At 42.3% G+C, this 12,702-nt stretch carries 10 protein-coding genes and 1 pseudogene; 4 read left to right on the top strand and 7 right to left on the bottom strand.

Annotation, left to right across the window (positions count from 1 at the left end; translation table 11 throughout):
- Positions 1-370 precede the first annotated feature (370 nt).
- Positions 371-1,059, top strand: a pseudogene (locus tag Xhom_RS03930) (FadR/GntR family transcriptional regulator).
- A gap of 72 nt (positions 1,060-1,131) precedes the next feature.
- Complete coding sequence (gene mdtD / locus Xhom_RS03925) at positions 1,132-2,514, top strand: multidrug transporter subunit MdtD (RefSeq protein ID WP_069317480.1); 1,383 nt, start codon at positions 1,132-1,134, stop codon at positions 2,512-2,514.
- A 5-nt stretch (positions 2,515-2,519) separates the two neighbouring features.
- Here the strand turns inward: mdtD and rbsR are convergent, their stop codons facing one another.
- The 6 genes from rbsR to rbsD all read right to left on the bottom strand — a co-directional run bounded on the left by rbsR (position 2,520) and on the right by rbsD (position 8,342).
- Complete coding sequence (gene rbsR / locus Xhom_RS03920) at positions 2,520-3,521, bottom strand: ribose operon transcriptional repressor RbsR (protein ID WP_069317479.1); 1,002 nt, start codon at positions 3,519-3,521, stop codon at positions 2,520-2,522.
- Between the two features lie 3 nt (positions 3,522-3,524).
- Entirely contained in the window at positions 3,525-4,454 is a 930-nt protein-coding gene (gene rbsK, locus Xhom_RS03915) for a ribokinase (RefSeq protein WP_069317478.1), read from the bottom strand.
- A gap of 64 nt (positions 4,455-4,518) precedes the next feature.
- Positions 4,519-5,409, bottom strand: coding sequence for a ribose ABC transporter substrate-binding protein RbsB (rbsB, locus tag Xhom_RS03910; protein WP_069317477.1), 891 nt, complete (start codon positions 5,407-5,409; stop codon positions 4,519-4,521).
- A gap of 24 nt (positions 5,410-5,433) precedes the next feature.
- Positions 5,434-6,405, bottom strand: coding sequence for a ribose ABC transporter permease (rbsC, locus tag Xhom_RS03905; RefSeq protein ID WP_069317476.1), 972 nt, complete (start codon positions 6,403-6,405; stop codon positions 5,434-5,436).
- Positions 6,395-7,915, bottom strand: coding sequence for a ribose ABC transporter ATP-binding protein RbsA (gene rbsA / locus Xhom_RS03900; protein ID WP_069317475.1), 1,521 nt, complete (start codon positions 7,913-7,915; stop codon positions 6,395-6,397). The genes rbsC and rbsA overlap by 11 nt, the downstream gene beginning before the upstream one ends.
- Before the next feature lie 7 nt (positions 7,916-7,922).
- Positions 7,923-8,342 carry a D-ribose pyranase gene (gene rbsD, locus Xhom_RS03895; RefSeq protein ID WP_069317474.1) on the bottom strand — a complete coding sequence of 140 codons (420 nt, stop codon included), beginning with the start codon at positions 8,340-8,342 and terminating at the stop codon, positions 7,923-7,925.
- Positions 8,343-8,616: 274 nt separating this feature from the next.
- Between rbsD and ravA the strand changes: the two genes are divergently transcribed.
- On the top strand, positions 8,617-10,137 hold the full coding sequence (gene ravA / locus Xhom_RS03890; RefSeq protein WP_069317473.1) for an ATPase RavA: 1,521 nt from the start codon (positions 8,617-8,619) through the stop codon (positions 10,135-10,137).
- A gap of 1 nt (position 10,138) precedes the next feature.
- Positions 10,139-11,596, top strand: a complete 1,458-nt coding sequence (gene viaA / locus Xhom_RS03885; protein WP_069317472.1) for an ATPase RavA stimulator ViaA — start codon at positions 10,139-10,141, stop codon at positions 11,594-11,596.
- Between the two features lie 52 nt (positions 11,597-11,648).
- Here the strand turns inward: viaA and asnA are convergent, their stop codons facing one another.
- Entirely contained in the window at positions 11,649-12,641 is a 993-nt protein-coding gene (gene asnA, locus Xhom_RS03880) for an aspartate--ammonia ligase (RefSeq protein ID WP_069317471.1), read from the bottom strand.
- Positions 12,642-12,702: the final 61 nt, after the last annotated feature.

The raw sequence follows: 12,702 nt of genomic DNA, 5'->3' as shown, positions 1-12,702 counted from the left end.
TAGGGTCTTGCGAGTGCCCACACAGATTGTCTGATTAAATTGTTAAAGAGCGGGGCAACCGGAGAGGTTCTCCGTGTTGCGAGGCTGCGTATCTTACGCTGTTTGCCTCCGGAGTCAAGCGTTTATTTTTCGCCGGTCTCCGACTGGCGTCTGCGGCGTGTCTCAGCTCGGCGTCGGTCAGTGGTGGCGCATTATAGGGAGTTTTCGGCGCCTGGCAATAGTTTTTTTAAAATTCTTTTCTGATCGTGGTTTTTTTCAACAAAACAAGCAGATAAGCTCTTTTTTTGTTCTAAAACTGGCGTTATAGACAGCAATTATTAAATTAATGCAGTAGGATGACAAATTAACTAGGCGGAGAGGTGTGGCATCCATGCAGTTAAAAGAACAGAAAAACGTGGAAAAAAAGAATCTGTCTTATCTTTTGTCTGAACAGCTTGGCCAAAGAATTCTTTCAGGTAAGTATGCCGCCGGAAGTATTTTGCCTGGTGAGTTGAAGTTGACCAAACTCTTTGATGTCAGCCGAACTGCGGTGCGAGAAGCAATAAAGATCTTAATTGCTAAAAAGATGTTGTTATCTTTCTCCAGATTAAGTACCCAAATCACGCCTGTCACCCACTGGAACTTTCTGAATAAAGATTTGTTAAGTTGGTGGCTAGCCACTAATAACTTCATTGAGGTTATTGCTCATTTCCAGAAATTACGATTGATTATTGAACCACAAGCTTGTTTCCATGCCACCATCAGTGCATCTCAGGCCCAAAACACATCTTGTCTTCCTTAATAAAGGATATGTGCTTATTGGCTAAACAGTTTAACCGTGAAAAATGGATAGAAGCTGACCAACTGCTGCATTACACCATCTATCAATCTTGCGGTAATCCATTTCTTGGTTCTTTTATGAATTTGTTCCATCCTATATACCAACACTATTTTGAAGAGATTATTGCAGCCAAAGCTTTCCGCTTAAAGGCCCATAAAGCCATTGTTAATGCAATTATCAATGGCAATAGTCAACAAGCGTTGGAGGGATGCCAAAGGTTATTAACACCCAACGAATAGTTTATGTATTAAACTGTTATGAAGTAACCAATAATCAGTATTTCAGTCAATAACAAATAAATGGGATATCTAATGGTAAAATCCGCACGCAATATGTCGGGATTGCCTTGGATTGCGGCTATAGCTTTTTTCATGCAGTCCTTAGATGCCACAATTCTCAATACCGCACTACCGGCAATTGCTAAAAGCCTTAATCATTCTCCATTGGCAATGCAACCTGCTATTGTCAGTTATACTTTAACTGTGGCAATGCTAATTCCTGTCAGTGGTTGGTTAGCAGATAGATTTGGCACTCGGCGAATATTCATTTATGCCGTTTCCCTCTTTTCTTTAGGCTCACTCGCTTGTGCTCTGTCACACAATCTCTCTTTTTTAGTGATGTCCCGAGTGATCCAAGGAATAGGTGGGGCAATGATGATGCCAGTTGCTCGTCTGGCATTACTGCGAGCATATCCACGTAGTGAGCTGCTACCCATTTTGAATTTTGTCACTATGCCGGGGTTACTGGGTCCAATTTTAGGCCCTATGTTTGGCGGGTTGTTAGTGACCTATGCGACATGGCACTGGATCTTTATCATTAATATCCCCATAGGTTTATTGGGTATCATTTATGCCAGAAAAGATATGCCCAACTTTACTATGCCGAAATGCCCCTTTGATTTTCTGGGGTTCGTGCTGTTTAGTGTGGGATTGGTGATGATTTCAGTCAGCTTTGATTTGTTTGGTGACAAATTACTCTCCGGCTATATTCCCATGGTGTTGTTGGCTAGCGGTATCTTGATGCTGTTAGGGTATATTTTCCACGCGAAGAAACACCCGAGTCCTCTCATCGACCTCAAGTTATTTCAGATCCATACATTCTCGATTGGGATAGCCAGTAATATTGCTACTCGCTTAAGCACTGGTTCGCTCTCATTTATTATTCCGTTAATGCTGCAGTTGGGGTTTGGATACTCTGCTGTTATTGCAGGGATAATGATGGCACCTAACGCAATAGGTTCAATTTTCGCCAAGTCTTTTGTCACCAGGCTATTGGTTAGATTTGGATATCGAAATACGCTTATTTGGGTTACAGTCATCATCGGCGTGATGATTTCACAGTTTTCTTTACAGACACAGGAAACGCCTGTCACACTCTTGATCATCCCTCTATTTATACTGGGCATGGCAATGTCTACGCAGTTCACAGCAATGAATACGATTACTCTTGGCGATCTGAGTGACAGTAATGCAAGTGCAGGTAATAGTCTGCTAGCGGTGGCCCAACAGTTATCCATCAGTTTCGGCGTTACCGTCAGTGCCGCAATCCTTCGGTTTTATGAGTCAATGGGTTCAGGTTCAACCATAAGCCATTTCCACTATACCTTGATTACAATAGGAGCCATTACTTTGATTTCTTCTACGGTCTTTCTGTTACTGAATAAAAAAGATGGCAATAATTTAATTAAGAAATGAAAACCTTAACGGCTGACGACAGAACTCCGTTCTATCAGTTCTGGTGTCAGAACTAATTGCTTGGGTTCACTTTCTGGATTGTCTATTCGATAGAGTAAGGTATCAATCGCCAACTTCCCCAATTCATCTTTTGGTTGATGGATCGTTGTCAAAGGTGGAGTCAGATAGGGGGCTATTGCAATATCGTCATATCCGATGATGGAGACATCATGCGGTACAGAAAGCCCTGCCTGATACAAAGCCTGATAAGCCCCAATTGCCATAGCATCATTTCCCGCAAAAACCGCTTCCGGTGGCTCTGATAATTGGAGCAATCGCTGCATTGATGATAATCCACCAGCAAATTCAAAATCACCGTAGATTTCATAACCATTAAGGATCTCAAGCCCGGCATCTCTCATTGCTTTACGATATCCAGCTAAACGCTGGCGAGCAGGGGTTTTATCTTGTGGACCAGCGATACAGGCTATTTTGCGAAGACCGCGATTAATCAGATAGTTTGTCGCCAACTCTCCCCCGAGTAACGAGTTATCTTTAATAACGTCACTGGAGACATCAAAAGGAGACCAATCCATTGTTACCATCGGCACAAATGGATACCGAAGCAGAAACTCCTTGGATATTAATTGATGCTCAGAACACATAATCAATAATCCATCTACACGTTTTTGCAGCAACGTTTCTATACTGCGGAGCATCCTCTTAGAATCCCCTTCAGTATTGCACAGGATTAAGCTATACCCTCTTTCATAGCAATTCCGTTCAACACCTCTGACAACCTCAAAATAAAACGAGTTATCACTGGTCGTCACCAACATACCGATGGTTTTGGTTTGCTTGATTTTCAAGCTCCTCGCCAATGCGGAAGGGGCGTAGTTCAATTCCTCAATAGCCGCATTAACTTTCTTTTTCACATTCTCGCTAACATAACGATTATCGTTAATAACATGGGAAACTGTCGATGTTGATACGCCCGCCAGACGGGCAACGTCCTTCATGGTAGCCACGCATTAGTCCTGTTCAACTAAAAATGCATCAATTTCACTTCGCCACGGGACAGAAGGCTGTGCGCCTTGACGTGTCACAGCAATCGCAGCCGCAGCATGAGCAAAGCGAATTGCTGATAACATTTCTTTTCCTTCCAATAAGCCCGTGACCAAAGCACCATTAAATGTATCACCCGCTGCAATCGTATCGATTGCCTTTACTTTAAACCCGAGAACCATTTTGCCAGACTGAGCTTGCTCACTCAGCCATACCCCTCGGCTACCCAATGTGATAATGACTGTCTTTATACCTTTATTATGTAAAACCTGAGCGGCCTTTTTCGCCCCAATATCATCTGTCACAGAGATCCCGGTCAAATACTCCGCTTCTGTTTCATTTGGTGTAATGATATCCACCTGAGAAAGTAGCTGATCTGAAATTTTTTGGGCTGGAGCGGGATTTAAGATCACCTTGGTGCCATGCTTTTTAGCCGTTTCCGCAGCCAGCAGTACTGTATCTAATGGTGTTTCAAGCTGTAACAGAAGAGCATCAGCATCTTTGACAACCTGCTCATGTCGGAGGAAATATTCTGATGTTAAGGCCTCATTTGCCCCTGCGCTAATGCCAATGACATTTTCACCCTGTTGATTGACGAAAATCAGGGCTACACCCGTTGTTGCTCCCTCAATAATTTCAATTGATGAGGTATTAATTTTATCTTTCGCCAGTTGCTGGCGAATACGCTCACCGATATCATCCTGACCAATACAAGCTATAAATGTAATGTCAGCGCCACAACGACCCGCAGCGACCGCCTGATTTGCACCTTTACCTCCAAATGCAACTTGATATTGTTTCCCTACCACAGTTTCCCCAGGATGAGGGAAATGTTCTAGGTTCAAGATGTGATCCGCATTGATGCTACCCATCACCACCAGTTTTGCCATATTCATTACATTTATTCCTGTATAAAAATAATGCAGCCATAAAAACTAATAGCTGCATGAATAATGTTGATTATTTCTTAACAACTAATCTCAGTTCAACCGGAATGGTGGCGTCAACTTTTTCACCTTTTAACACTTTGTCCGCAGTCTGAACGCCGATAATACCAATTTGATCTGGACGCTGTGCGATCGTTGCTCCCAATTTACCGCTCTGTACAGCCTTAAGAGCATCGTCAGTGCCATCGAATCCGACAACCAGCACATCTTCTTTACCGGCTGTCTGCAACGCTCGCAATGCACCTAGAGCCATTTCATCATTTTGAGCGAAAACGGCTTGTACTGACGGATGAGCTGTCAGCAAATTTTGCATGACATTCATCCCCTTTGTGCGATCATAATCAGCGGGCTGACTAGCCAACATATTGAATTTGTGCTTTTGGGCTGCCTGACCAAAACCTTCACCACGTTCACGCGCACCTGAAGTTCCTGGAATACCTTCCAATTGAATGACCTTAACATCATTACCTAATTTTCCAGCGATAAAATCAGCGGCCATTTTGGCACCTAAACGGCTATCGGAAGTGATATAGCTGATAACATTGCCCTTATACGCTGAACGGTCAAGAGTGATAACCGGAATATTCGCCTTATTTGCCATGATTACTGCATTACCAACGGCATCCGAGTCGGTTGGATTAATTAACATCAATTTTATGCCACGAACCGTCAAATCCTGTACATTGGCCAACTCTTTTGCCGGATTATCCTGAGAATCAAGCACAATCAAGTTGTATCCAAGCTTATCAGCTTCTTTCTGTGCACTATCTTTCATGGTGACAAAGAAGGGGTTATTCAACGTTGAAATAACCAATGCAATACTATCTTTCGCCAATGCATTCGCGCTCATGGTGGCACTTAATGCCATGGCAAAGAGAATAGTTGCCAGTTTCTTCATTTTCATGTTGTTTTTTCCTGTAGGGTGAGGTTACTTACTACTTTTGTTATCAACCAAGACCGCCAGTAAAATCACAACTGCCTTGACGATCATCTGGTAGTTGGAAGAAATACCTAATAAGTTCAATCCATTATTCAAAAAACCTAAAATCAGCGCACCAATCAACGTCCCAACAATTCGCCCCTTCCCCCCAGCCAAACTGGTTCCTCCTAGTACAACTGCAGCAATGGCATCCAGTTCATAGCCGCTTCCGGCCATAGGCTGGGCAGAAGATAGTCGAGCAACTTCGATAATGCTTGCCAGTGCTGCCAATAGGCCACATAGGGAATAAACAATTATTTTTATTTTATCAACGTTAATACCTGATAAACGTGTTGCAGATTCATTTCCGCCTAACGCGTAAATGTAACGACCAATACGAGTGTGATGTAGGACATACCAAGCGGCGATAAAAACCACCAACATGATCCATACTGGTGTCGGAATACCTAGTGGCCGCCCAATACCAAACCAGCCAAACAGATCGGTGTTGTCACTAAAGCCTGTATTTATTGGACTGCCGTCGGTATAAACTCTGGTGACGCCACGCAGCAATAGCATCATTACCAGAGTCGCAATAAATGCCTGAACTTTACCTTTCGCTACAATAATTCCAGTACATGTGCCAATTGCCGCTCCCAATGCCAGTGCGCCAGCAACAGCCACCAATGCATTAACTTCCGCCCCCACCATAGATGCCGCTACCGCGCCAGTCAGTGCCAATAAAGAACCAACAGATAAATCAATCCCCGAAATCAGGATAACCAAGGTCATGCCCACGGCTATAATAGCGTTGACGGAAGTTTGTTGGAGGATGTTAAACAGGTTATTCAATGTGAAAAAATTGGGGCTAAGGGAAGAAACCACGGCAATCAGTAACAATAATGCAATGAGTGACTTCTGCTCCATCAGCCATGCTTTTGTAAGCCAACGTCTAGAGGTTGGAGCCGTATTAGAATTCATATCCATTCTCTTTGAGTACACCATATTGTTTGCCAACAGCAGCGGCCATCAACGCTGCCTGAGATACACTATCCGCACTGAATTCCCCGCGGATTCTACCTTCATGCATGACCAGAATGCGATCACTCATTCCCATCACTTCCGGCATCTCAGAAGAGACCAAAATAATGCTCAGGCCTTCTTTTTTAAATTGGTTGATCAATTGATAAATTTCTTTTTTCGCCCCTACATCCACACCTCGGGTTGGTTCATCAAGGATTAAGACTTTTGGACGAGTCATCAACCCACGGGCGATCGCCACTTTCTGCTGATTGCCACCAGAGAGCAACCCTATCGTCTGTTCCATTGAAGACGTTTTTATATTGAATAACTTGATAAAATCGGCAACAGCTTTTTGTTCGGCGGGATGATTCAAAAAAGAAGAATATCGGAGGAAGTTGTGTAATGCTGTGAGGGACATATTCTCTTTAACAGACATACTTAAGACTAATCCATCACGCTTACGATCTTCTGAGATATAGACAATACCGTTGGCCAATCCTTCTTGTGGATTTCGGATAGTTAGAGGTTTTCCATCCAGCAAGATCTGACCTTCAGTTTTCGACAACGCCCCGTATATAACCTTCATCAATTCTGTACGACCTGCGCCCATCAAACCAGATATTCCCAAAATCTCGCCGCTATACAGGGAAAAACTGACATTTTTGATCACAGAGCCAGACAGGTTTCTAATCTCCAACCGCTTTTTACCACGCGGTAGAACCAAACGAGGATATTGCTCACCAAGCTTTCGCCCCACCATCATTTCGATCAATTGCTCTTCATTCAGAGCACTAATGGGCTGTTCACCAATAAATTGCCCATCGCGTAATACCGTCACATCATCACAAATTTCAAAAAGCTCTTTCAAGCGATGGGAAATATAGACAATGCCACATCCTTGCGCTTTCAGTTCCCGTATAATATGAAATAAGGATTCAGTTTCGGTATCAGTCAGGGCACCGGTGGGTTCATCCATAATGATGACTTTGGATTGGAAACTCAGCACCTTGGCGATTTCTACCATTTGCTGTTCACCAATGGACAATTCAGAAACAAGCCAATGGCTGCTATAACGGATATTTAAACGTCTCAGCAAATTATCGGCTTCTTCATACATTTTTTTCCAATTGATAATGCCCAGTTGATTGACGAATTCACGGCCCAGAAAAATATTTTCTGCAATTGTCAGTTGAGAGATGAGATTCAACTCTTGATGAATAATGCCAATACCGGCTTCCTGAGATGATTTGGGACTAACGAAAACCACATCTTGCCCACAATAACGGATCGTGCCGGCATCTTTTGTATAAATACCGGTCAATATTTTCATCATCGTGGATTTGCCAGCGCCATTTTCGCCGACTAATGCCATCACTTTTCCGGGATAAACACGGAGTGCTGCCTCTGACAGTGCTTTAACTCCGGGGAAAGCTTTATCAATCCCCTTTAACTCCAGTAATGGCTCCATAATAACCTCAGAAAGTTACGCCAGAGCAAAGGAGGATATTGGCATAAGGAGAACATTCTCCTGTACGAATAACCGCTTTGCTTTTCTCTGTTTTTGCTTTCAGAATGCTATGACTGACATACTTTATCGCAATTGCATTTCCCTGTTGTATTTCGAGATCAGCAATACGCTTGATGATTTGCTCATGTATTTGAGGATTGTGTTCAATAATTTCAGCGGCCAAAATAGCCGCTTCAACTTGTACTTCCTGAACAACAACATCAAAAACAGATAACAGATTGGGGGTTCCCTGGGTTAGCGCTAAATCAATTCTCTGGGTAGACGACGGGATCGGTAACCCTGCATCACTGATTGTAATCTGATCAGTGTGTCCCAAACGAGAAATAACGGCTGAAATATCAGAATGTAATAAAACGCCTTTTTTCATTTTTATAAGCCTCTTAGCGAAACGTTTCGCTAACTAGCCATCATATAAAGCTAAATACCAAAGACAACACTGTTGATACAAAAATGTGATCATCATAAAAGCGTTTAAGAAGGAGATAAATGAATAAAAAAATTAACTTATTGAATAGGTTAGGCTGAATCGATTTTTTTAACCTATGTGTAAATCTGAATAAAACATCATCAAAATCTTTGCATAGATTGAATTTTATCTATAAATAAAGGGAGGAAACTATCCGAACCATGGTGTACATAATATGCAATTGGCCGAGAAAATATCCCAGTTAAGCCAATGTCTAGAAAGTGGCTTATATGAAAGACAACAAGCCATTCGCCTTTGTCTATTAGCCGCTTTATGTGGAGAAAGTGTTTTTCTTCTTGGGCCGCCTGGAATAGCTAAAAGCCTTATCGCCCGTCGAATCAAGTTCGCATTTCAGAATGCACATGCTTTTGAATATCTAATGACGCGCTTTTCCACACCAGAAGAGATTTTTGGCCCCCTTTCCATTCGAGCACTCAAAGACGAAGGACGTTACCAACGTCTTACTGAAGGCTACTTACCGGAAGCGGAAGTTGTTTTTCTTGATGAAATTTGGAAAGCAGGCCCCGCTATTCTCAATACACTACTGACGGCTATCAATGAAAAAAAATTCAGGAATGGCAACCAAGAAGAACAGCTGCCAATGCGCTTACTGGTGACAGCATCTAATGAGCTACCCGATACAGATAACAGCCTGGAAGCACTTTACGATCGTATATTGATCCGAATCTGGCTAGATAAGATTAAAGAAAAGAAAAGCTTTCGGGCATTACTCACTGATCGAAACAATGAAAACAACAATCCTGTTCCGCCTCATATTCAGATCACTGATGAAGAGTTCTATCAATGGCAAGATATGATCAACCACATTCTCCTGCCGGATCACATTTTCGAGCTGATTTATCAACTACGCCAACAACTGAATGCTACAGAACATCTCTCTTACATTTCAGATCGGCGCTGGAAAAAAGCTATCCGCTTATTGCAGGCCAGCTCCCTTTTCAGCGGCCGAAATACAGTATCGCCGCTAGATTTGGCATTGTTAAAAGATTGCCTATGGCATGATTTAAACACACTAAAATTGTTGCCTCAATTCCTGCATGCTTTATTGACAGAACAAGCCTATCAACAAAACGCTTTAATACAGAAAATAGAAAAGTTATACCAGCAATGGGTACAATCTAATCAAGATGAAAATAGCCATCATCCCTTGCAGCTACTCAATAAAACATCACTTTTCGGCCGTAAGATCCTTTACTCTCTGCCCGAACATATTAAAGATGAAAAATTGACGCTGTTTTTGCATCCTTCATTACATCTTCATGATATTGAGGTTAATTTCATTGAAATAGATAAAAAGTCACTGGAAGACACACTAAAAAATAATACAGGGGGATTGCCCGCTCGCTTAAATGGTATTGGTTTTCCACAAACTATCTCAGTAGAAATAAACGAAAAACATCAAATTGAAGTGCTGGATATTAGCCGCAATAGTGCCCTCCTCTGTCAGACAGAGCAAAAACCGGCAACTTCAGAAAAAAACAGCAGTAAACGAAACCATAGCGAGTGGAATGCAAAACTGCTCCCCATCAGCGATGAAATTCAGCAGCAACGCCAATTATTCAGCCAGCATCAACCTTGTTTATTTATTGAAGAACATTGGCTTGCCGACATTGAACAAAGTTTTCTTCAATTAACCGAAAAGCTGAAACAATTGAGATCAAAAATGGGAGAATGACATGTTAAAGTTGACCACACTCGATCTCATGCTCTCTATCAATGAAGATGAGCTGATCGAAGAGATCATTTTAGCGTTATTAAGCACTCCTCAATTGATTATTTTCTTTGATAAATTTCCAAGACTTAAGCAAGCATTTCTGAAAGATCTTCCGGCATGGCAGCAAACATTACAGCAAAGAATAAAAGAAGCGCTGATACCAGCCCCATTGGCCGAAGAGTTCAAATTATATCAAAACCTGCAAACCGCCAATATGACTGATTTTTATCAAAAGCTACCTGATATCATAAAAAAACTTCAACAATTCGAATCCCCCTTTGTCGGTGAAGCTAACACACTGCTCCAGACATTATCCATTCACTCCCACTCAGGACAAATGTTGTTTATGCAGCACTGGCGCATTCAATTGATCCTACAAGTAACAGCATTTAATAAAGAATTATTGGAACAAGAAAAAGAGCAATTATTGGCAGAGATCCAGAAGCAACTGATTCTCAGCAGCAATCTTGATCCGATATTTGATCACAATGATCGCTCCGCGGGTCGATTATGGGATATGAGCAAAGGCCAGCTTCATCTGACTCCGCACAATACGAAACTATTCACCCTTTACGCAGACTTTCTCAGACAGCAACCTGAACTGGAAAAACTGACGCAATTACTGGGCCGCAGCCAAACCGCTAAATCAATTCCAGAAGAAAGCCATATTCTTGAACCATTCACTCAGCTCGAGAAAATGCCGGATACCGTACCAGAACAAGTCAGTGGAATCAGACAAGGTGATGATATTTTGCGACTTTTACCGACTGAAATGGCCATGTTAGGCATTGAAGAGTTGGAATATGAATTTTATCGGCGGCTGATGGAGAAGAGGTTACTCTCCTATCGCCTGCAAGGGGATAACTGGCAGCCAAGAACCGTATTAAAACCGGTTATCCATCATCACAATGAAAAACAACCACGGGGACCATTTATTGTTTGTGTTGATACTTCTGGTTCTATGGGTGGGTTTAATGAACAATGTGCAAAAGCATTTTGTTTGGCTTTGATGCGTATTGCGCTGGTGGATAATCGTCACTGTCATATCATGCTGTTCTCGACAGAGATCATTCACTATGACTTAACATCATCGGATGGACTCACTCAGGCTGTGCATTTTCTAGGACAAACGTTCAGGGGAGGAACCGACCTGACATCTTGTTTAAATGCAACGGTGGATAAAATGAAAGAAAAAATCTGGAAAGATGCTGATGCTGTTGTGATTTCAGATTTCATTGCCCAACGTTTGCCGGACACTCTAATCCATCAGATAAAAAACCTACAACAGAACCAACTACATCGCTTCCATGCGATTTCCCTTTCCCATTATGGAAAACCCGGTATTATGCGAATATTCGATCATATTTGGCATTTCGATACCGGGCTTACAAGCCGTTTAAAGCGAAGGTGGCAGCATTAAACTTTAAAAACTAAATCTTGAAACCTAAACCTTAAAGCCAAAGCTTAAGACCTTATAAAACACCTTCAACTGATTCAATAATCTCTGGTGACCAAACACCACACTGAACCTGTCCAATATGTGCCATTTGCAGCATCAGCATCACCAAACGTGATTGTCCAATACCACCACCAATAGACTGTGGCATATCGCCTTTGATCAGTGCCTGATGCCAGTCATATTGCAGGCGATCTTCATCACCGCTTAACGCAAGCTGGCGTTGCAAGGTCTCTGCATCAACTCGGATACCCATTGAAGAAATTTCAAAAGCATCCTGCAATACAGGGTTCCAAACAATAATGTCGCCGTTCAGACCAAAGAAACCATCACTGTTTGGTGTTGTCCAATCGTCATAATCCGGAGCGCGGACATCATGTGCCTGAGCATCAGACAGCTTACCGCCAATCCCCATCAGGAAAATTGCACCAAATTCTTTGGCAGCCTCACGCTCACGACCTTTAGCATCCAGATCAGGGTAACGTTTCAGAAGCTCTTCACTGTGGATAAAGTGAATTTGGTCTGGCAGGAACAGTGCCAAACCAAATTCCTTACTTACTGCTTGTTGTGTTTCTTTTATTGCTTCGTAGATCTTACCTACTGTCTGTTTTAAATAGTCGAGTGAACGTTGACCTTCACCCATCGTTTTCTCCCAATCCCACTGATCAACAAAAATAGAATGGATAGGAGTTAGACGATCTTCATCAGGACGCAGCGCCTTCATGTGGGTATATAACCCTTGCTCAGCTTGAAAACCAAAGCGACCTAATGTTTTGCGTTTCCATTTCGCCAGAGAATGAACAACTTCAAATGTCGCGTCCGGTAATGTTTTCACTTTTACCTGAACGGCTTTTTCATGACCAGAAAGGTTATCTTGAGTGCCATCACCAAGGCGGCTCAGAATAGGCCCCTGAACTTCAATTAAACCAAGTTGTTTCTCTAGCAGACGTGAAAAGTATGATTTTACAAAACTAATCTGCTGCTGTTTTTCAATGAAGGATGTTTTCATGATGCTGCTCTCAAAATTTTTAGTGACTCTGTGTCCTGTTGATATAGATTAAGCAACAAAA

The organism is Xenorhabdus hominickii (assembly GCF_002632725.1).
Lineage (GTDB): Bacteria > Pseudomonadota > Gammaproteobacteria > Enterobacterales > Enterobacteriaceae > Xenorhabdus > Xenorhabdus hominickii.
The sequence above is the reverse complement of the archived record's forward strand: the minus strand, read 5'-3'. Positions and strand labels throughout refer to the sequence as shown.

Excerpts from the sequence above, each read along its gene's own strand:
- rbsK (WP_069317478.1), bottom strand. The coding sequence starts at position 4,454 with ATGAATATGGCAAAACTGGTGGTGATGGGTAGCATCAATGCGGATCAC.
- rbsC (WP_069317476.1), bottom strand. The coding sequence starts at position 6,405 with ATGAATTCTAATACGGCTCCAACCTCTAGACGTTGGCTTACAAAAGCA.
- ravA (WP_069317473.1), top strand. The coding sequence starts at position 8,617 with ATGCAATTGGCCGAGAAAATATCCCAGTTAAGCCAATGTCTAGAAAGT.
- rbsB (WP_069317477.1), bottom strand. The coding sequence starts at position 5,409 with ATGAAAATGAAGAAACTGGCAACTATTCTCTTTGCCATGGCATTAAGT.
- viaA (WP_069317472.1), top strand. The coding sequence starts at position 10,139 with ATGTTAAAGTTGACCACACTCGATCTCATGCTCTCTATCAATGAAGAT.
- rbsD (WP_069317474.1), bottom strand. The coding sequence starts at position 8,342 with ATGAAAAAAGGCGTTTTATTACATTCTGATATTTCAGCCGTTATTTCT.
- mdtD (WP_069317480.1), top strand. The coding sequence starts at position 1,132 with ATGGTAAAATCCGCACGCAATATGTCGGGATTGCCTTGGATTGCGGCT.
- asnA (WP_069317471.1), bottom strand. The coding sequence starts at position 12,641 with ATGAAAACATCCTTCATTGAAAAACAGCAGCAGATTAGTTTTGTAAAA.
- rbsA (WP_069317475.1), bottom strand. The coding sequence starts at position 7,915 with ATGGAGCCATTACTGGAGTTAAAGGGGATTGATAAAGCTTTCCCCGGA.